Origin of the sequence: Paenibacillus sp. FSL H8-0282, from assembly GCF_037963825.1 — a bacterium.
GTDB classification, from domain to species: domain Bacteria; phylum Bacillota; class Bacilli; order Paenibacillales; family Paenibacillaceae; genus Paenibacillus_AQ; species Paenibacillus_AQ odorifer.
The window spans coordinates 1461404-1482590 of the sequence record NZ_CP150146.1; the positions used below are offsets into that span (position 1 = coordinate 1461404).

Genomic DNA, 21187 nt, shown 5'->3' on the forward strand with positions numbered 1-21187 from the left:
TAGGGTATTTAGCTCATCGCACTCTATGGTTAAGCTGTTCCCATTGCTCGTACCAGTGCTCAACGCTGGCTGGAAGATTAATGTTAAGCTCCTGATGGAATAAACCCTTTAGCAGCTTGTACTGCTCTTCCACAGCGGAACGTTCTCCAATGCTGTCGTAGACCTTCATTAATCCTAAATGCCCTTGTTCAAAATAAGGCTGTAACTGCACTACTCGTTGATAGACAGTAACGGCCTCGGCAATTCTGTTGCTTTCTATATAAAATTGGGCTATGCCCATTGCATGGTGCAACCAAATGGTACGAAGACGTTGCCGCTCACTTTCAGCCCATAAATAATCATAATCGTCATAGTAATCTCCAGAATAAAGCTCGAATAAAACTTGATGCTCCGCACAATTAACTTCACTGATGGTTTCCAGAGCCAGGATACCCTGTTCCCACTTATCTACATCAATCAACATTGATCCGGTTTCAAGGGTATAGCCTTCCCCCCCGCTAAGGTTGCTGATATGCAGGTCAACTTCATTCTGCTTTAAGCATTGCCGGACTTGATAAATTGTTGTATAGAGATGGGTAGAGGCCTTTTTCAGATTGAAGTCTGGCCACAGCAGTTCAATCAGCATGTCTTTACTTACGAAGCGGTTGCGATTATGGAGCAAAAAGGCAAATAACTCTTGGGCCTTAGAGGTTCTCCAACGCAGATTATTCAGAGATTGTCCGCCTCGTTCAAAACGAAGCGATTGAAGACAACGAATGGTTACCTCTTCTTTTGCAATTATGAGTTTTGGTGCAAGTGACAATCTTTCTTCTAACCGCTGGACAGCTTTCAATAGTCGGTCATTTCGCACAGGCTTCAAAATATAATCGAGCGCATTGATCTCAAAAGCCTCCACAGCATAATGGTTATACGCGGTAACGAAGATAATATTTGCATTTGGACAGGCCTCTTGGAGCATCTCCGCAGCTTGAAGACCATTAATTTCTGGCATTTCAATATCAATAAAAATAACGTCAGGATGATAAGACGGAGCCTCTTGAATGGCCTGTGAGGGGTCCGTATAGGAAGCGGCTATATGTAAAGATGGTATTTTTTTTAACATAAACTCTAATTTCACAAGGGCAAGCCGTTCATCGTCAACTAATATTGCCTGAATCATTATTAATCACCACTCAGATATAGTATTTTAGCCAAAATACGTCGAATCCTTACTTGATATTTCGGTTCACAATAGTTTGTCTGTTAATCAGAAAGTTTTCGAAGCGGATTTTTTTTGTCAGAAGGAATAATAAAACTCACAGAAGTTCCTTTCCCTTCGGAGCTTTTAATCTGCAGCCCTTTTCCGTAGACCCGCAACAGCCGTTTATGTGTATTTAAAAATCCGATTCCTCTTGCATCATTAGACGGATTGCTGAGCAACTGCTGGAGTTGTTCGTTTTTCATGCCTTGGCCGTTGTCTGATATCGTGATTTCAATATCGCCAGCTTGTTCCTTGATGGTTATGGACACCGTTCCTCCTTGGGAGCGACTCAAAATACCGTGCCGGACAGCATTTTCAACCAGTGGCTGTATAGTCAGAGGCGGCAGTTGAAAATGCAAGCTTTCCTCATAATCCCAAAGAATGGTCATCCTATCTTCAAAGCGCTCCTTTTCTATGTAGAGGTAGGCATGAACAAGCTCAAGCTCTCGTTCAATCGGTATCATAGGCTCAGCATTCAGGAAATTGAAGCTTAAACGCAAATAAGAGCTGAAGGCATCCACAAGGTGACTCATTCTATTAATATCAAAAGAAGCCAGCGCGGATATTGAATTTAATGTGTTGAACAAGAAATGTGGTTGTATTTGCGCTTGAAGATAGGCAGCTTCCACACGAAGCCGTTCGTTTACGGACTGTTTTAGATCTGTTAAGGAGCGTACACGGGCCTTCAGCTCTATTGCATTCATAGGCTTCATTACATAGTCATTTGCACCTGAAATAAAACCGGTATAAATATCTTCCGCTTGGCCTCGTGCCGTCAGAAGCAGAATGGGAAGCTCAGCAATGGTGTAACGTTCACGAATTCTATGCGCCAGCTCATACCCGGACATTTGTGGCATCATTACATCTGTAATAATTAAATCCCACTGAACGGTATCCAGCAATAGTAAAGCATCGTTTCCGCTGGTCACCGTAACGATTTCATAGTCCTTGATGGAAAGTACGTTGGTAAGTATTTTTAGATTAACCGGATCATCATCTACAGCCAGAAGCTTGGGTCTCCTTCCATGGGCTGATGAAACGATACCCGGTGCGGTTAATTTGGATAAAGTGATCATAGATGGCGTGTCTGAGAATTCAGTCATAGAGGGCAGTTCTGAACTCAATACCCGGCTGGTTGAATCGTATAATGGCATTGTGAATGTAAAGGTAGTACCTTCTCCAAGTGTAGAGACTACACTTATTTTCCCGCCGTGAAGTTCAACTAACTGCTTGCTGGTGCTTAATCCAAGCCCGATGCCACCGCTAACTTCGTTCATGCTGGAATCGCCCTGTTCATAGGGCTGGAAAGCTCTGAGCAACGTCTCCTCGTTCATGCCAAGACCCGTATCCGTAATATGAATCTGCGCCGATTTTTTATGAATATCTGCATGGATTCTTATCGTGCCTACAGTCGTATATTTAACAGCATTTTGAAGCAGATTGAACAAGATCTGAATGAGTCTTTTTTCATCAGCCACAATAGAAGGGAATGAATCTGGTATTTCTGAGATTAAGGTTAAAGATTTCCCTTCCGTTAAGAATTTGAGCATATCAAGCACACCCACTGCGAAGGATTGGATCTTAAGTTCTCTGAGCTGCAATTGTATATTGCTTTCACGGAGCTGGGATTGATCCAGCAGATCGTCAACCAGAAGAGACATACGTCTTCCAACGGTAATGAGCAGTTTTAAATTCTCAGCATTTTGATGCGTTACAGTGTCACGCTCGCTGTCCAGGACAGTTTCGGCAATGTTAATGATACTGTACAGCGGATTTTTTAATTCATGTGAGGTGTTAGCCAAAAAAACATCCTTTTGCGTAACACTTCTCTGCAGGCTGTGCGCCAGTTTTTCTGTCTCCTTAGTATTCCAGTGATATCGCTTAAATCCAAAAGTCGCAAAGCACAAAAAGGCGATAATTAGATCAAAAGGATAATAGGTAACGTTAACCCAGTTATAATTCTTGAACATTCCCCAAAGTGTGCTGTTAACGATGGCAAACATAGATAACAACAGGAAAATAGAGCCTTCGTAATTTTTAACAATAGATCTCAGAAAAAGAATTACGACACCTAATGCTAAAACTAATAAATTTATGCCGAAAATCAGTGTGTGAAATTCATAATAGTGAACAACGGGTCCAAATAATATGAACAGGATGTCTACTACGGACAGGATGGTTAGGATACGAATACTTTTTATTTTTAAATCCGTGAACAAAAGATGTTTGCTTGTCTGCAGGATAAAAATAAATACAGCAATATAAGAGATAAAAAATAGCTTGAAATTCCATTGATAGTTCAAGGGAAATACGTGCAATAAAAGCCTGTCATCATCTATGAGTACGGTAGTTATAGCGGATATTACCAGTAGAAAAAAATAGATCAACATCTTTTGCCGCAGCCCAATTATATATAAAATAACAGCATATACAGCGTGCAGTATTAGAACAACACATAATAGCAACTGTAGGCTAATAGAGAGCAGTCTTTCCTGTGTTAAAGCTTTTTCGCTGCCAAATACAATCGTTTTAGAAATTCCTCCCGTTTGGGAAAAGGAATAGTTGGCTACATGGATCACAATTTCAAGTTCACTTTTATCGGTTGTAAAGGATACTGAATAAGGCAGTATGTACGGAATATAGTGTTCTTTACTCTCAGCAGGAGTGCCAGAGCTGTCCAGCCGTTCACCGTTGATATACACTTCTGAAGAGGACCGAGCTCCGGAAATTAGAAGACTATAGGATTGCTTCTTATGATTATCTGTTAGGACACGTAGCCGATAGGAGCCGTAGCCATAAGCAGATTTATCGCTATCGCTAAGGGCATCTTTCCAGTTCCCCGGGACTTGTATATATTTTGCAGGAGCAGCAGTTACAGATTGTTCGTTGAATGAAGGAAGCAGCATACCCGGATAGAACTCCCACTGCCCACTTAAAATAAGGAGTTTGTCCTGATTCCATTGTTTATCCCGTAAATCCAACAGACCATTGATCAGTGGTGGTTGTGTGGTGTGCGGAGAAATCTTTACCCATAGGATACGGAATCCAGTGAGTATAATAAGAAACAATGCGATAATTAAGAAGAGTTTTCTTTTAGTCATAGTAGTTAAACATTATTCGACAACAAACTATATATTCCTCTCTTCAGCCTATTTCAAAAAAACCAAAAAAATTTATGTATAGGTTGCAGGGGAGAACGATTGGTTGGCGTCTAACGTTATGAAGGTGAAGGAGGGGAGAAAGCTGGAAGAGGCAGAATGGATTGCTGCTGTGCTGAACGGTCAACATCAAGCCTTTGGGCATTTGGTGACACGTTACCAAGGCATGGTATACAGAGTATGCGTCAAAATCACAGGAGAAGCCGAATCGGCCAAAGATATGGCCCAGGAGGTTTTTATAAAAGCATATAAAGCGCTCCCCTCTTTCAGAGGACAATCCTCCTTCTCGACATGGCTGTATCGGATTGCCTACCGAACCTGTCTGGACTGGAAACGGGCCAACGATAGGGAGTGGAAGTACCGAAGTGCAGCTGATTACACAGAAAATGATTGGGTAACGTCTCAAACTCCGGAGCATGAGGTACTTGAGCAGGAAACATCAGCTGAATTAGGAGAGAATGTGAACAGTCTGGCGGAACCGTACCGGTCGGTCGTCCAGCTGTACTATTTTCAGCGGAATTCCTATCAAGAGATTGCAGAGCAAAAGGGAGTTTCCGTGAAAACAATCGAATCGCAGCTTTATCGAGCCAGACAGATGATGCGTAAACAAAGGGAGGAATGGCGATGAATTGTGCAATAGTGAAGGAATGGATGCCACATTATATAGACGGCCTACTGTCTCCAGAGATGGAGCTGAGTATCCGATTGCACATAGAGTCATGTCCTGATTGCGCAGAGTGGCTGGAGGAAGCCAAAGCAATGTCGGAGCTGTGGTCGGAAATGGATGCTGACAGAGAACAGTTGCAGGCGCAGATGGACTTCCCGGATCTCGCAGCAGATGTTATGACACATATTGAGCAGCTCGAAACAGGGCGCAGATCACGAGCGACTAAGGCAACCAATGTAAGACGTCGTTCTGCCCCAAAAACCTCATGGATTCATTATGGAGTGGCTGCTTGCCTCAGTTTGTTATTGTTGCAGTTTGGGGTATTTGAGAATTTAGCCTATGGCATTACCGAAATAAACGGCCATATGTCGAATTCAGTAACCCAGTGGTTTGGTGGCTTTGGGAGATAGTAATAAAATAATTGATCATCAATAGATGTTTAAATTGGCTAAAGTTTTGCTACCCAAATTTTAGGAGGATGTATTATGATTAAGAAGAGACGTTGGCTCACTTTTATGCTGGCTATGATACCTGGAGTAGGTCATTTGTACTTAGGCTTTAAAAAGCAGGGTTTACAGTTTATGATCGGGGCCTCCTTATGTATAATGTTTATTCCGTCCGAGCCCTTGATCTTCCCGTTTGCCCTGGCGGCGCTGTGGTTTTATCAGTTGTTTGATGCCCTGCAGAAGGCGGCTTGGATGAAAATAACTGCTGCTGAACACGAACGAATGATGTTTCATCCAGACAGCTTCGGAGCCCCTTGGACCATGGGTATGTCCTCTATGCCTGGATATCCACATGAAGAGATCAATCCAGCTTGGGTGGGAATCGGCTGTGTTGTTGCTGGGTTCCTTATGTTGGTAATCACAGCTTTCCCTACCCTTTGGGATATGCTGACTGAGATCAACATCGGCACGATCTTATTATCAGTGGGTCTGATTGCGTACGGACTGAAGATGTTAAGGAACAATACGAGAGCATAAGAAACGGGGATTTAACTATGGGGAGATGGAAAATAGGAAGTTTCACAGCAGCCTTGGGCTGCATTGCCCTTGGTGTCATTATCGTGATGGCTCAGTATGATATGATCAGCTATGAGGTGCTTGGTTTTTTATGGCCGGCGTTGTTGGTCTTATTCGGACTTGAGATGTTGATTAGACTTTTTATTAAATCCGATGTCAAAAGCCGTGTAAGCGGCTGGGCCATCCTGTTAATTATTGTGCTGATCGGAGCAAGTGGTGCTCAGACAGTAATGGCCGGAGGTTCACTCAGCAATCTGATCGGTAATACACATCTAACTCCGCTTAGTGGGAATGTGGAAGTGAAAGAGAATATTACGACGCTCAAAATCGTACTTCCAAGTGGAAAAGTAAAGGTTGAGGGTGTAGCTGGAAGCTCTTTGGATTATGAGGGAAGTTTACTGCTGCCTGGAAAATCGCAAAGTGATGCTGAAAGTGCATTAGAAAAGAAATGGAAGGTTAGTACTGAAGGAGATACACTGATTATGGAGCTTGATACCGATCATAATTGGTTCTCTAACATTCAGTTTGGATTCAATACCAAAAGTCCTTATTTAAATATAAGTGCACCCAATAACCTTGCTGTTGAGGTTGAGACAAGTGATGGCTCTATAGAAGCCTGGAATCTTAAGTCAGGTATAGAGGTTGAGACAAGTAATGGTGCATTAAATATTCATGATATTGTCGGCGAAGTGGATGCACATACCAGCAATGGGTCACTATCCGTACAGAATATCCAAGGTGAAGTTGAACTTGTGAGCTCTAATGGAGCCATAGTATTGGATAACATTGATGGGGCGTTGTCAGCCAAGAGCAGCAATGGCAAAATTACTATAAACTCAGCAGTGACCGGAAACTGGAAATGTACATCCAGTAACGGAAAGATTATAGTGGGCTTACCGGCCGTGTCGGATGCGAAGATTATTGCAGATACAAGTAATGGCTCGCTGAAGGGGAATGTACCCTGGGATCGGGACGGCGATAGCTATGGTACCGCTGTGCTTGGTAAAGCCACGTATACTGTGGATTTAAGCACGAGTAATGGAAGTGTGACCGTGGACACAGCTGAATAAGTATGAGTAAAAGGGAGCTGAGGCTTCAGCGAATGGATTCTGCTGAGGCCTCAGCTCCTTTTATGATAGAACTTACCTACCAAGCATAGGCTTTAGGGGCTTCACCGCCGGGTCCAGGGAATATTTCATCTAGTCGTTTAAGCACAGCTTCATCTAGTACAATCTCAAGACTGCGCAGCGCACTCTCAAATTGCTCCAGTGTGCGGGGGCCGATAATAGGAGCTGTTACAGCAGGATTAGCCAGTAGCCAAGCAAGAGCGACATTATCCTGTGGTTCTCCCAGCTCCATACATAAGCTGGCAAAAGCCTCAAGCTGGCTCTTGTGCTGCTCTACACGATCTGCATTTCCGCCACTTCGGCTGCCCTCTATTTTTTTGAGTGCATTTCTTCCGAGCAGACCTCCATCGAGTGGGCTCCAAGGAATAATACCTAGCCCCAGATGGCGAGCGGCTGGCAAAACTTCAAGTTCAGGAAGCCGACAGGTCAGACTGTATTTATGCTGCTCTGAGACTAGTCCAAGAAAACCACGAGCCTTAGCTTCTTGTTGAGCTACGGCGATATCCCAGCCTGCAAAGTTACTGGAACCGACATAACCAATCTTGCCTTGACTCACAGCCAGCTCGAAAGCCCCCCAGAGCTCTTCCCAGGACGTACTGCGGTCTATATGATGCATCTGGTACAATTCAATATGATCGGTCTGAAGACGCTGCAGGGACCCTTCAAGATGGCGGCGAATGATATATGAGGATAATCCTTCTTCATCATTAGGACCATCAAGCTTATCATTCATGGCTCCATAAACTTTGGTGGCTAGTACAACCTTTTCCCGCCGCCCGCCGCCTTGTTTAAACCAGCGTCCGATAATGGTTTCAGTCAGGCCAGAATTTTCGCCCCAGCCGTAAATGTTAGCGGTATCAAAAAAATTAACACCTGCATCCAGTGCAGCGTCCATGATGCGGAAGGCTTCTTTTTCATCCGTCTGTGGGCCAAAATTCATCGTTCCCAGACATAGGCGACTGACCTTCATGCCGGATTTGCCAAGCTTTGTATAATGCACTTCGCATTCACTCCTTTGATAGATGACTTCATAGTAATTGTAAACATCTTCAGAACTAAGAGCAAATATGCTCAGCATTCACGGTGGTGGTCTGATTCTCACTGTTTATAGGCTATACCTATCAGCTCAATAGAATCTATATCTTTGTCCTTTACGACTGGGTATGATACAACAATATAAAGAAGAACTATGTCTGTTAGAGCAGAAAACTTGAGGAGTGACTGAGATGAGTGAAGTTAAAAAAATCGCCGTTATCGCAGGGGACGGTATTGGACCAGAAGTTGTAGCAGAAGCGGAAAAAGTATTGAAAGTAACAGAAGAAGTATTCGGTTATGCCTTTGAAACAGAGCATGCATTATTTGGCGGTATCGCTATAGACGAGAAGGGCACTCCGCTGCCGGAAGATACACTTGAAATCTGTCGTAGCGCAGATGCTGTGTTATTGGGTGCTGTTGGTGGACCGAAATGGGATAATAATCCAAAGGAACTTCGTCCTGAAACCGGACTGCTCGGAATTCGCAAAGCACTGGGGTTGTTCTCCAACCTGCGTCCAGCTGTCGTATTTGACTGTCTTAAGGATGCTTCGACTTTGAAGCCTGAAGTCCTGGAAGGCACAGATCTTATGGTAGTTCGCGAACTGACTGGCGGGATTTATTTCGGAGATAAATTGCGCCGTCAAGGAGAACATGGTGAAGAAGCTGTGGACACCTGTGTATATAACGTAATGGAAGTAGAACGAATTGTCCGCCAAGCTTTTGAAATTGCCGGCAAGCGCCGCAATAAACTGGCGAGTGTTGATAAAGCGAATGTACTTGAAACTTCACGTTTGTGGCGTGAGGTTGTGAATAAGATCGCTCCAGAATATCCGGAGGTAGAGGTAGAGCATGTACTGGTTGATAACTGCGCAATGCAGTTGCTGCGCCGTCCATCTAGCTTTGACGTTATCGTTACTGAGAACATGTTTGGTGATATCCTGAGCGACGAGGCTGCTATGCTGACAGGTTCTATCGGTATGCTTGCTTCGGCTTCGATGGGTGACGGCAACTATGGTCTCTACGAGCCCGTTCACGGCTCTGCTCCTGATATTGCCGGACAAGGGCTTGCGAACCCGATCGCAACAATCTTGTCGCTGGCCCTTATGTTCCGCTTAACCTTTGGTTATGAGGATGCTGCTGCTGCAATCGAAGCTGCAGTTGCTGCAGTATTGGATGCAGGGCACCGTACAAGTGATATCGCCGTGGATAAGAGCAAAGCGATCAGTACAACTGAAATGGGCGACCTGATTGTTGCAGCAATCCGCAAAGCCTAATCTTCTATTTATAATAATTATAAATAAATAATTGATCTAATCTTGACTTTGATTTTGTGCGATGATACCATTTGTTTAGTAGACAAGATATTATCGATTTCTGCAAATTTCAATATATTTCAGTATATTGAGAGATACAAATGGTACTTTTTCTTACATAATCAGAGGGAGGATTCTAGCAATGGCGGAACGTTTAGTAGGTAGACCGGCTCCCGATTTTACTATGGAAACCGTATCAGGTGATGGTAAGGATTTTGGTAAAGTAAGCTTGTCTGATTATCGTGGCAAATGGCTTGTATTCTTCTTCTATCCGCTTGATTTCACATTTGTATGTCCAACTGAAATCACAGCTCTCAGTGACGCAGCAGCACAGTTTGAAGCACTTGATACAGCGATTCTTGGCGCAAGCATCGATTCGATCCACAGCCACAAAGCTTGGATCAATACCCCTAAGGATTCTAATGGCCTGGGTCGTTTGAATTTCCCGCTTGCAGCTGATATTACGAAACAAGTCTCTAAAGACTATGGCATTCTGATTGAAGAAGAAGGTATCGCATTGCGTGGTTTGTTCATAATCGATCCTGAAGGCGAATTGAAATATCAAGTCGTTAACCACAATGATGTAGGCCGCAGCGTGGAAGAAACACTTCGTGTTCTGCAAGCCTTGCAATCTGGTGGTTTATGCCCAATGAACTGGAAGCCGGGAGATAAGAATCTGTAAATTTTAGACCGTTATCATAGTGATCCTTGATATTCTGATTTCTACCTCCTTGCAGAAAATTTTCTGTAAGGGGGTTTTTTGCTCCAAAAGATCTTGTATATCTAAATAGATTTGAAAATAGGCGCGAAAAGTTATATTATGTCCTCGAGTGGAGGAATCTCCATTGGGGTAATGTAATACAATAATAAACAATCAAAGGGTTATTTCTAAGGAGGGCGAACAAATATGAGCTTTTGCTGTGGAGCGAGTATGGTAGGAACAAAGGGGACCCTAAAACATTATCGCACGCAAGTCCATAATGTTCCCCTGCTTTTTTGTCCGGTATGTCATCGTGTGGAGGTTCACTACAAGGTCGAGAATGAATATGAGATCTTAGCGGAATATGCACATGGAGATGGTGTTACCGACGTGGACTTTCAGGACTATGTCATGGAAGACGAAACTGCAATATTCGAGAACGTCATTAACGTCGAGAGTGAAGATCCTCTAGCCGTTGTACGCAATCAGATCGATATGGCGCTTGACCTGCTAGCTGTAGCCAAACAGATTGAGGATACCAAGTGGGAACGGGAATTGAAAAAAAGGTTAGCTGTGATGAGTCAGCGCCGTCTACGCCTGCAACAAAAGGCATAAGTTTATTACTAATTTTTTGGGCATGCCCCATTTTTCCATGTAAGCCTCCGCAATCGCGGGGGCTTTTTAGCTTTTTATAATCCTTTTTAGTTTTTCGTGATCCTTTTTAGATTTTTTTAAATCATTTAGGCGAATAAATAGCGATAAATATAATTTGATGTGATGTTTCATATGTCTTTGGAATCATTTTATGAATTTTTTTACCATTCGACAGTTTCTCCGATTGCGTTGTCTAGTTCTCTTGGATATGATTGGAATATAATTGAACCGGTTGGAAAAAGTGCAACGATTACCGAATGTTCTGGCGGCTTCGTCATACACTCAAATACATAGTAATTTGATGTCGCTTAAGCGTCTTCGTCAAATGCAGTAAAAGGGGGAACTTCGTATCGTGATTAGCCAATATCAAGAAAGTCTTCTATTACCGGGAAGAACCTATCAAACTGGACCTGTGGATACTACATACGAGGATGTTCTAGAGAATATTGACAGCGGAATCATGCTTTTTGATGAAGAGGGAGTTATAAGTTTTGTAAATAAGCAAATGTACGGGATGCTTGAGCTTACCCGTCACTCTCTTGTGGGCTGCACATTTTCCCATCTGCTGTCTAATGTTCGACTGAGCCGTTCCAAGAAAAAACAAGTACTGCAGAGCTACAGAGAGATGGTATACAAAGGAAAATCAAATTATGAGTTTCTAGACGAGTATGGCCGTTACTGGAAGGTTACTTTATGCTGCGGAGAGCAAATGAAAGGCTGTTATTTGTTCACTGTCAAGGAAATCTCGGATTATAAGTTAATCGAACAAACGGCTTACCAGAACGATAGCTTGGCTATGCTAGGCAAATTATCCGCATCTATTGCCCATGAAATCCGGAATCCGTTGACCGCGATCCGGGGATTTATTCAACTGCTTCATCCATACTTGCATCAACTGGGGAAAGAGGAATATGCCAAGATTATATTGGCCGAGATCGATCGTGCGAACGATATTATCCATGAATTTCTGTCCTCCTCTAAGCCGTCAGTTCCGCAGGTGGGGATGATACCCGTGTCCGCATTGCTCAAGGAGGTTGTTCTCCTTACAGAGAGCGAAGCTTTAATGAAGGGCTGCCAGATCAATCTTCATCCTCTTCAAGAGGACATGGTGATTTCTGGCGATGTCAAACAGATGAAGCAAGTTGTGCTTAATATGATTAGAAATGCAATGGAGGCTGTAGCGGATCGAGAAGATGATTCGATGGGGAAAATCGAGGTTGGTGCCCGCAGAGAAGGCTCTGAGGTCCGTATGTTCATATCTGACAACGGTAAAGGAATGGATATTCGTACACTGGACAGGTTATTTAATCCTTTCTTTACTACCAAAGAGAATGGTACAGGATTGGGTCTTTCCGTAAGTGACCGCATCATCAAAAATCATGGCGGATGCATTTCTGTTAGCAGCAGAGTTAACGAGGGTACTCATTTTGTGATCTCTTTGCCATTAATCCATTAGAATAAGTAATAAGAGGCTGATCCCTGCGGATAATACAGATGCGGAGATCAGCCTTTGCTTATGTTACAATGGGTGTTGGTTTGGGGAAACAAATGGAGGGAATCACAATGAATATAGAATACAACAGTGGTGTTGCCAACAATGTGCAGGGTGATGCCCTTATCTTTATTATTTCTGAGTCTGAGGTCGAAAATGGAGGCTTTTCCGAGGGCTGGGATGACAGAATTCGCCTATTGGGAAAGGCAGGTTTATTTAAAGGCAAGCTTAATCAGACTTATGTACTACCTGCTGAGAATTCATCTGGTTGTCCTGTTGTTATTTTGGTTGGCAGGGGGGACCAACTTCTCACGACTGAGGATCTAAGGCAAATGGGGGCTCAGACAGCCCGTGCAGCACTTCGTTTGAAGGCGCTCAAGCTGGTATTTGAAGTGCCGGACAAATTACAGGAGCTTACCGTAGAGAAGGATGTGACTTCTATTGCTTATGCGCTGACGGAGGGGCTAATGCTTGGTTCCTATCGTCGGGCTACCTATAAGCAGGTGCAGTCTTTTTATACAGGCCCAACAGCAGTTGTTTTCACTATAAAAGAGAAATTAGAGGGTACTGCCGGGCGGGATTGGACTCAAGGCATTCAGAAGGGGCTAGCTTTCGGTGAGGCCACGAATTTGGCGCGGAGCTTGACCAACATGCCTGGTAATCTATTGACCCCCTCAGACCTTGCTGTGGCCGCTATAGAGGTTGCTGAGCGATATGGCTTTCCTTCTGAGGTGCTGGATGAACGGGAAATTGAGCAAAAAGGAATGGGCGGATTGCTCGCAGTTGGAAAAGGAAGTGTAAACCCTCCACGAATGATCGTCATCCGTTATCAGGGGACAGGGAATTGGGATAACGTAGTGGGACTTGTAGGGAAGGGAGTTACCTTTGACACCGGCGGGATCTCCTTAAAAAGAGCACCAGGCATGGAAGAGCTGATTAGTGATATGGGAGGGGCAGCGGCTGTACTCGGAGTAATGGATGCGCTTGGCCGCTTACGTCCACGAATGAATGTCGTTATGGTTATTCCATCTGCTGAGAATATGCCATCGGCCAATGCTTTTAAGCCTGGAGATGTTATTACCTCCATGAGCGGACGAACGATAGAGGTGTTGAATACCGACGCTGAAGGCAGAATTGTCCTGGGAGATGCGCTGACTTATGCTCGGGAATGGGGAGCGAAACGTATTATCGATGTAGCTACGCTGACAGGCGCTGTGTTGTCCACTTTGGGAGATATAGCAACAGGTGCTGTGACTAATGATGAAGCGTTTCTGGAGCGATTTCTGGCCGCTTCAAGCTATTCAGGGGAAAAGGTCTGGCCGCTTCCGGCATACCCGGAATTTCGTGAGATGCTAAAGAGCGAGGTTGCCGATATCCGTAACACTGCTGGAAGATATGGTGGAGCTACTACAGGCGGATTATTTGTAGGTGAGTTTGCTGAGGGCTTGCCATGGATTCATCTAGACATTGCTGGCACTGCATATGTATCTAAAGAACGTGGAGTTAATCCTAAGGGAGCAACAGGTGTCATGGTTCGTTCTATCATTCAGTGGCTGCTGAGCGAAAGCGAGATCTAAACATCCGGGGAGCTGTCCGTTCTAAACAACAAGGGGTGTTCCCTAAACCAGAGTCTGGTTTAGGGAACACCCCTTTATTGAAATCCAAGAGCAGAAGCTTAAACAGTACCACTGGATTTTTTGGCCTTCGATTGGGAAGTGTAGGATTGAATGCCGTTCATAATTTTATCGCGAGTTCCCTTATTCTTCAGTAAATATACTGCTCCCAATGCGACTGTTGTAAATAATGTCTTTTTGGTATTCATAGGAATTACCTCCTTGGTATTGTCTGTAGTTGCTTATAACAAACATACCCGTTAGTTAAGGAGGCTAAACGATAAATCTCTATTTATTGCTCGTTTTACAAGCTTACTTCTTGTTGTTAACCGGTGTTGAACAACAAGAAAGAGGGGAATCCATCGATGCTGCCGAGCAGCTTTTTCCTTTATCACAGCCTGCACAAGCGCCCTGCTTCCCCTTTTGCACATGTCGATAGATGGTCCAGCCAGAATAACCGAAAATTAAGGCGACAATCACAACATTTATCATAATGGTACCCCACTTTCATCATGAGAATCTTATAATTTACAAGTCTACGACCATCCTAATAACCGTCCGCCTTGAAAAATAATTAAAGATACGATATACGCCAGAACGAGAGAATACCCCATGGAGAAGAAGGTCCATTTCCAAGATGCTGTTTCTTTTTTGATCACCCCTACAGTAGCCAAACAAGGAATATATAGCAGGATAAAGGCCATAAAGCTGATCGAACTCAATGGTGTGAAGACTTGAGAAATTTGATTTTCTAAACCAGCAGCATCTGGTGCATGATAGATGATATTCATGGTAGAGACTACGACCTCTTTTGCCAAAAAGCCCGGAACCAATGTAGAGCCAGCCTGCCATGTTCCGAAACCAAGCGGTGCCAGTAGCGGTGCGATCATACCTCCAAACTTAGCCAGGAAGCTGTGATCCATGTCCACATCAAACCCGCCAGGACCCGCATAAGACATAAACCAAATAATTGCTGAGCCTGCAAGAATAATAGTTCCAGCTTTTCGCAGGAACCCCTTGCCCTTTTCCCAAGTGCTGCGCGATAAGGTCTTGATCTGCGGCATACGATAAGGTGGAAGCTCGATCATGAAAACTGAGGATTCATTTTTGAATAAATATTTAGAGAATACCTTACAAAGAATCAGCGCAAACACAATACCCATCACATACATGGACAGAACTGCTACGGCCTCTTGCGCCGGGAAAAATACTGCTGCGAATAAAGCGTAAACAGGCAGTCTCGCAGAACAGGACATCAGTGGCATTAGCAAGGTGGTCAGCATTCGGTCTTTGGGCTGTTCGATGCTGCGCGCCGCCATTATGGCAGGTACATTGCAGCCGAAGCCAATGATGAATGGAATAAATGCTTTTCCGTTTAGTCCCATACGTTCCATCGTGCTGTCCATTAATAAGCAAACCCGAGCCATGTATCCTGAATCCTCCAAGAAGGAAATGATCAGGAAGAGAATGAAGATTTGCGGGACAAAGACGAGGACGCCCCCTACACCGCTAATTAATCCATCGACGATCAGGGCATGCGTGAAGCTGGATGCTCCAAGCGTCTGTAGCAGGGAATTGGCTCCATCACTAATCGGTCCGGAGATCAGGCCATCGAGGAGATCTGATAGAGGTCCGCCAACCCAGTCAAATGTGGTCTTAAAGAGAGCATACATAAAGAAGATAAATAAGGGCAGTCCTAGAAAACGATGCGTCAATATGGAATCTAATCTTTCTGTTAAGTTATGAGGCTTCTGCGTTGTTGTATCAAGTACAACCTCACAAATGGAGTGAATATATTCCATCCGCTGTGAGCGAATCCATTGGGGGAGCGTCAGGGCCAGCTTTTTGATCTGTAGCTCACTCTGACAGGATTCACAGATGTTTAGCAGGCGAGAGGTGTCCATACGTGTCTTTAGAAAATGAAGAATAACCGGATTCTGCTCCATAAGCTGTAGAGAAATCCAGCGGTGATTGGGTAAGTCCTTGATAGGAAGTAATTCCTTTTCTATAGAAGATATCGCATGCTCTACAATCTCACCATAGTTCAACTTGAACTTTACAGCGGGAATCGCAGAGGATTTCTCTAAAATACTGAGGACTTGTGCGCAGCCTTTTCCCGTTCTTGCAACAAGCGGGAGGACAGTTATACCCAGTCGTGATTGTAAGACTTCATGATTGATGCGAATTCCACGTGCATTGGCGACGTCAATCATATTCAGTCCGAGTAAGGTAGGTTTGCCATACTCAAGTAATTGAAGCGTGAGCAGCAGATTTCGTTCCAGCTGTGAAGCATCCACGATATTAATTAAGGCTTCAGGAGATTCTTCTATTAAATACTGGGCAGCAACTCCCTCATCACGTGAGAGTGGGTGCAAGGAATAGATGCCCGGCAAATCAATGAGCTTGCCAGCGCCGTTCTTCAGGCTGCCGATCTTCTTTTCTACCGTTACCCCTGACCAGTTACCAACATATTCGTATGAGGAGGTCAATGTATTGAAGAGAGAGGTTTTACCTGTATTGGGGTTACCTACAAGTGCTATTGAACTCAAGACACGTTCACCTCAATCAATGAAGCTTCCTTCCGGCGGATGGCGAACAGTTGTCCATTGCATTCCAAGGTAATAGGTCCTAAAAAAGGTCCTTTTCCTTTCAGGCGAATGCTCACACCCTCGGACACTCCAAGATCAGCCAGACGACGACGCAGGATGGGGTTGATTCCTTCTATTTTATGAATATATCCGGTCGAACCCGGTTGTAGTCGCAGTAATGAGCAAGAGGTAGAAGCCATTTTTATCCCTCCAAAAGAGACTGATAATCAATCTCAATGATTTTCTTGTAATGTAGCATTTTTAGGGCTTATTTACTGTGATCATTGTCGCTGACACGATGTGGTAATAGCATTAAAGAGAAGAAGATGAAATTCCTTTACATTTTATTCTTCATTAAAGTATGATTATACGATATAAATTGCATAGTAAAGCTATATTCGCGGTTATAATGATTGCAATAGTTGAAGGGAGATAATTATGAAGACTAATCAATGTAAGATTGTTGACTGCACCATCCGAGATGGGGGCCTAGTGAACAACTGGGATTTCAGTGTGGAATTTGTACAAAACTTATATGCCGGCTTGAATGAAGCTGGTGTTGATTATATGGAAATCGGTTATAAAAATTCACCAAAATTGCTCAAAGGAGCAGAGGGTGCCGGACCATGGCGTTTTCTGGACGATGATTTCCTGCGTAAAGTGATTCCGCAAAAAGGTCACACCAAGCTATCTGCTTTGGTTGATATCGGCCGCGTGGATGAGAATGATATTTTGCCTCGCAGCGAAAGTATGCTGGATTTGATTCGTGTGGCATGCTACAGCAAAGATGTAGAGAAAGCCTTGCAATTGGTACAAACTTTCCATGATCTAGGCTATGAGACAACGATCAACATTATGGCTTTGTCTAATGTTATGGAGAATGAATTGTTGGAAGCTTTTGAAATGATCCGTGAGAGCGTTGTTGATGTGGTATATATTGTAGATTCATACGGCAGCTTGGATCACAATGACATGAATTATCTGGTTGAGAAGTTCAAGACACATCTGCCAAACAAACGTCTAGGCGTACATACTCACAATAATCTTCAGTTGGCGTTCTCCAACACGTTGATTGCTGCTGAGAATGGTGTAGAGTTACTGGATGCTTCTTGTTATGGAATGGGACGAGCTGCAGGAAATTGCCCTACAGAGCTGTTAGTAACTCATTTGAAGAATACACGTTACTCCTTGCGCCCTGTGCTTGATATTATTGAACGCCTGATGATTCCTTTGCGTGAGAAAGAGGAGTGGGGCTATATCATTCCTTATATGATCACAGGTACACTTGATGAGCATCCACGTTCAGCAATGGCACTTCGTGCATCTGCAGACAAGGATAAATCCGTTGATTTTTTTGATAAGCTTACAACACCAGAAGTAACCTTTGGTGACAAATAAACTTGAGTTTCTTAGAAGCACTGAACCCTTTCGTAGGGGGAAGTGCTTTTTTGGTTGCCTGCTAGCAGAAAATGGTTTATATTTATGCAAGATTTATGAATATATAACTTATAAACGCGCCTTCCTTTTGAATGCCCATAAAAGAAATGTAACTTAAAAGTCCTATCCCGCCGATATTTATACATAGGACATAACTATACTTGAATGTTAATTAATAGATATTATTTTCAGACGCGAGGGACTTATGAGACAAGAAGAGAAAAAGACAATTCAAGCAGCTGCTGTAGGCGCCTTGCTGTTCCTTTTAATTCAAATTTTCCATACATCGCTTAACCGATTGGACGATTGGGATATTATTTCTTCTCTCTATCTCATTGTCGGCTGCTGTAATGTTGCTTTTGGATTTGCAATATTTGCACAGGGCTGGTTATTCTTCTCTAGCAGATTATCTAAAGGAAGATTATATGCCGCTGCTCTTTTTGGTGGAATATGTATTCTTGATTTCTTGCATACATTGGGTTTTGTCGGCGTCCCGTTGATTTCATCATTCATAACTTTTGAAGAATCGTTGTGGCTGCGAACCCTCTCACGACTAATCAGCGGTTTAGGAATGTTGTTTATTTTTAGCAGGGAAGATAAGCCCGTGTCTGTCTCTGAAAAAAGAAAATTGTTTAGAATAGCCTTCATGTTGATTGTGCTTTCCATTGTTTTGTTTATTTTCAGCCACTCGGCATTGCCTCAGTTATTAACTAAGCCTTGGATGAATCCATTGAAGCAGATTGCTGATTTAGCAGTTCTTTTTGTTTACTTGGCAGGTGTTGCGGTTATTGTATTTCCTGAAAAAAATGAAAAGTCAGCCTCACTGCTTATTATTATTCGAGCACTTATCTTTTTCTCTTTGGGCCAAGCCTTTTTTATGAGTCCATTCAGTAGTGGCAATATAGATGATCTTTTTGGAATGGTGTGTAGCGGAGTTGCTTACTACTTGCTGCTTACTGGAGTATATCGTCTGACGATTGAAGAACCTTTTTACGAAAAGCAGTTGGCTGAGGAGCGGATCAATTATTTAGCCTATCATGATGATTTAACGGGACTTCCCAATAGACGTCGTCTGACGCAGCGTGTAGAAGAGATGATTATTGCTGGAGAGAAGAAAACGAGCGATAAATTCTCAGCGTTAGCTATTATGAATATTAATCATTTCAAGAATATTAATGACTCCCTGGGCCATTTTGCCGGAGACCATTTATTGAAGCTGGTGTCTGAGCGGCTTGTGAATGAGGCCAAATCTACTGAAGAGCTTTATAGTATGGGGGCGGATGAGTTCGCTTTTCTTATGATGGAGAGAGCAAGTCTTGGAGAATGTTTGGTACGAGCTACGGAGCTGCATCGATTGTTTGAGGTACCTATTGCCTTAGAGTCGGGGGAGTACCATATTTCGCTTAGTATGGGGTTAAGTATTTATCCCGGTGACGGTGAAACTGCGGAACATCTAATTCAGAATGCTGATACGGCTGTACATAATGCCAAGGAACAGGGAGTGGAGATTCGCCGGTATATCCCAGCTATGCAGATGAAAGCAAAGGAACGTCTAAAGCTGGAAAATGACCTCCGCAGAGCGCTTGAACGCAATGAATTCTTTCTGGTGTATCAGCCAAAGGTTTTGCTGGAGACGGAAGAGATCGTAGGAATGGAAGCTCTGCTCCGCTGGAATCATCCGAAACGTGGTCTGGTCTCTCCTGCGGAATTTATCCCGTTAGCTGAGGAGAGTGGACTCATTGTTCCGATTGGGGAATGGGTACTTAAAACAGCTTGTCTGCAGAATAAAAAATGGCAGCTGGCCGGCTATGTGCCGATTTGCGTCTCCATCAACCTATCTATGCGGCAATTCCTTCAGCCTAATCTAGCAGGGAGGATTCATACCATCTTAACCGACATTGGATTAGATCCGTGTTATGTCGACCTTGAGATTACTGAGAGTATGACCTTGGATAAAGAAACAGCCTTTGATCAGCTGAAACGTCTGAAAGAGCTTGGTGTCTTCATCAGTATTGATGATTTTGGTACAGGCTACAGCTCCCTGCATTATCTAAAGAACATGCCAATCGACAGATTGAAAATAGACAGGTCGTTCGTATCAGAGGTTATGGAGGACAGCAACAATGCTGCTATAGTCTCTACAATCACTTCTATGGCGCATCATTTGAAGCTGAAGGTTACGGCTGAGGGTGTTGAGAACAAGGAGCAGCTGCAGTTTTTGCGTGAACAGCATTGTCATGAAGCTCAAGGATTTCTGTTCAGCAAACCTATTCAACCAGCAGAGTTTGAGGCGATATTTTTAAAAAAGGCACCCCTCGGCGCTTCCCTGTAAACTAAAAAAATGTTGATTTTTACTTGTAGAGATGATACAATAACTCTTGTATTCACTTTCTAGTGCGGGTGTAGTTCAATGGTAGAACTTCAGCCTTCCAAGCTGATAGCGTGGGTTCGATTCCCATCACCCGCTCCATAATTCAAACTTCCAAATCCTTGCGATGCAAGGGTTTTTTTATATCCCATCAGCCTATTAATGGTTGGTGGGATTTTTTTGTTTATACTATTTGCCTAATGGAAAAACTTTAATATAGCGTACTTTTAAGAAAAGGTTGTGAAACTTTTGAATGGTGCAAAGATTGCGTTCCTATCTGTACTTAGCAATACATTTATCGTTTCTTTAAAGCTTATGGTCGGAGTACTTACAGGTTCAGTAGCAATTATCTCGGAAGCGATCCACTCCTCCTTAGATTTAGTTGCTTCGTTGATTGCTTTTTTCTCGGTCCGATGGTCGAGTCGCTCTGCGGATAAAGCTCATCCTTATGGTCATGGCAAAGTGGAGAATATCTCAGGGACGATTGAAACGTTGCTTATTTTTGTTGCTGGAGATATTACATGAAGGATAATAATTGTGATTAAGCACAGAGTTTCTCTGCTATTTCAATATTTTGTATTAAGTGATATGGTGATTATATCTCTTTTATATTCATTCTATATGGGGGACGGATAATGATCGCTTATTTAAGACCTTTAATAATAAGTAGCTCAGTTAAAAGCCTGATTTTTCTTTTAATAATAATGGTGATAGCAATGGTATGGTGGTTTTATAAATGGACTAAGCAATGATGCTCTTTTGTTTGACCGCAT

The 21187-nt window shown here is 43.3% G+C and carries 18 protein-coding genes, 1 tRNA gene and 1 pseudogene; 13 read left to right on the top strand and 7 right to left on the bottom strand.

Translation table 11 applies throughout. The features are described 5' to 3' along the window. Positions 1-13 precede the first annotated feature (13 nt). Positions 14-1159 carry a response regulator gene (locus tag NST94_RS06395; protein WP_076302180.1) on the bottom strand — a complete coding sequence of 382 codons (1146 nt, stop codon included), beginning with the start codon at positions 1157-1159 and terminating at the stop codon, positions 14-16. Positions 1160-1242: 83 nt separating this feature from the next. After that, entirely contained in the window at positions 1243-4341 is a 3099-nt protein-coding gene (locus NST94_RS06400; protein WP_339281789.1) for an ATP-binding protein, read from the bottom strand. Between the two features lie 103 nt (positions 4342-4444). On the opposite strand from NST94_RS06400, the gene NST94_RS06405 reads away from it, so the two are divergent. The 4 genes from NST94_RS06405 to NST94_RS06420 all read left to right on the top strand — a co-directional run bounded on the left by NST94_RS06405 (position 4445) and on the right by NST94_RS06420 (position 7157). Next, positions 4445-5026 carry an RNA polymerase sigma factor gene (locus tag NST94_RS06405; RefSeq protein WP_076125482.1) on the top strand — a complete coding sequence of 194 codons (582 nt, stop codon included), beginning with the start codon at positions 4445-4447 and terminating at the stop codon, positions 5024-5026. Then, the gene (locus tag NST94_RS06410; RefSeq protein ID WP_038569222.1) at positions 5023-5475 is read left to right on the top strand and encodes a zf-HC2 domain-containing protein; all 453 of its coding nucleotides are present in this window, start codon (positions 5023-5025) and stop codon (positions 5473-5475) included. Before NST94_RS06405 ends, NST94_RS06410 begins: the two co-directional genes overlap by 4 nt. A 75-nt stretch (positions 5476-5550) precedes the next feature. Beyond that, positions 5551-6048 (top strand): hypothetical protein, encoded by a 498-nt coding sequence (locus tag NST94_RS06415; protein WP_076125480.1) that lies wholly within the window; start codon positions 5551-5553, stop codon positions 6046-6048. A gap of 17 nt (positions 6049-6065) precedes the next feature. Beyond that, entirely contained in the window at positions 6066-7157 is a 1092-nt protein-coding gene (locus NST94_RS06420) for a DUF5668 domain-containing protein (RefSeq protein ID WP_076125478.1), read from the top strand. 76 nt (positions 7158-7233) lie between these two features. Here the strand turns inward: NST94_RS06420 and NST94_RS06425 are convergent, their stop codons facing one another. Further along, entirely contained in the window at positions 7234-8214 is a 981-nt protein-coding gene (locus tag NST94_RS06425; protein ID WP_076185414.1) for an aldo/keto reductase, read from the bottom strand. Between the two features lie 226 nt (positions 8215-8440). Here NST94_RS06425 and leuB point away from each other — a divergent pair, with 226 nt between their 5' ends. The 5 genes from leuB to NST94_RS06450 all read left to right on the top strand — a co-directional run bounded on the left by leuB (position 8441) and on the right by NST94_RS06450 (position 13985). After that, positions 8441-9523 (top strand): 3-isopropylmalate dehydrogenase, encoded by a 1083-nt coding sequence (gene leuB / locus NST94_RS06430; RefSeq protein WP_036680106.1) that lies wholly within the window; start codon positions 8441-8443, stop codon positions 9521-9523. 181 nt (positions 9524-9704) lie between these two features. Beyond that, positions 9705-10244: a peroxiredoxin gene (locus NST94_RS06435; RefSeq protein ID WP_036680102.1), complete on the top strand. Its 540-nt coding sequence runs from the start codon at positions 9705-9707 to the stop codon at positions 10242-10244. A gap of 225 nt (positions 10245-10469) precedes the next feature. Beyond that, positions 10470-10877, top strand: a complete 408-nt coding sequence (locus NST94_RS06440; RefSeq protein ID WP_036680100.1) for a hypothetical protein — start codon at positions 10470-10472, stop codon at positions 10875-10877. 391 nt (positions 10878-11268) lie between these two features. After that, complete coding sequence (locus tag NST94_RS06445) at positions 11269-12372, top strand: ATP-binding protein (protein ID WP_036680098.1); 1104 nt, start codon at positions 11269-11271, stop codon at positions 12370-12372. Between the two features lie 107 nt (positions 12373-12479). Beyond that, positions 12480-13985 carry a leucyl aminopeptidase gene (locus NST94_RS06450; RefSeq protein WP_143766442.1) on the top strand — a complete coding sequence of 502 codons (1506 nt, stop codon included), beginning with the start codon at positions 12480-12482 and terminating at the stop codon, positions 13983-13985. Positions 13986-14083: 98 nt separating this feature from the next. Here NST94_RS06450 and NST94_RS06455 read toward each other — a convergent pair whose 3' ends face one another. The 4 genes from NST94_RS06455 to NST94_RS06470 all read right to left on the bottom strand — a co-directional run bounded on the left by NST94_RS06455 (position 14084) and on the right by NST94_RS06470 (position 16809). Then, positions 14084-14230, bottom strand: a complete 147-nt coding sequence (locus NST94_RS06455; protein WP_172628785.1) for a hypothetical protein — start codon at positions 14228-14230, stop codon at positions 14084-14086. 103 nt (positions 14231-14333) lie between these two features. After that, a complete protein-coding gene (locus NST94_RS06460) occupies positions 14334-14513 on the bottom strand; it encodes a FeoB-associated Cys-rich membrane protein (RefSeq protein WP_038569228.1) in 180 nt (59 codons plus the stop codon). A gap of 44 nt (positions 14514-14557) precedes the next feature. Next, complete coding sequence (feoB, locus tag NST94_RS06465; RefSeq protein ID WP_076302178.1) at positions 14558-16570, bottom strand: ferrous iron transport protein B; 2013 nt, start codon at positions 16568-16570, stop codon at positions 14558-14560. Next, positions 16567-16809 (bottom strand): FeoA family protein, encoded by a 243-nt coding sequence (locus NST94_RS06470; protein ID WP_036680093.1) that lies wholly within the window; start codon positions 16807-16809, stop codon positions 16567-16569. The genes feoB and NST94_RS06470 overlap by 4 nt, the downstream gene beginning before the upstream one ends. Before the next feature lie 238 nt (positions 16810-17047). Here NST94_RS06470 and NST94_RS06475 point away from each other — a divergent pair, with 238 nt between their 5' ends. The 4 genes and pseudogenes from NST94_RS06475 to NST94_RS06490 all read left to right on the top strand — a co-directional run. Beyond that, entirely contained in the window at positions 17048-18007 is a 960-nt protein-coding gene (locus NST94_RS06475) for an aldolase catalytic domain-containing protein (RefSeq protein WP_170914180.1), read from the top strand. A gap of 244 nt (positions 18008-18251) precedes the next feature. Beyond that, entirely contained in the window at positions 18252-20378 is a 2127-nt protein-coding gene (locus NST94_RS06480; protein WP_076185411.1) for an EAL domain-containing protein, read from the top strand. 64 nt (positions 20379-20442) lie between these two features. Beyond that, positions 20443-20516, top strand: a tRNA-Gly gene (locus NST94_RS06485). Between the two features lie 147 nt (positions 20517-20663). Continuing rightward, positions 20664-20927 (top strand): annotated as a pseudogene (locus NST94_RS06490) (cation diffusion facilitator family transporter); the annotation flags it as partial. Positions 20928-21187: the final 260 nt, after the last annotated feature.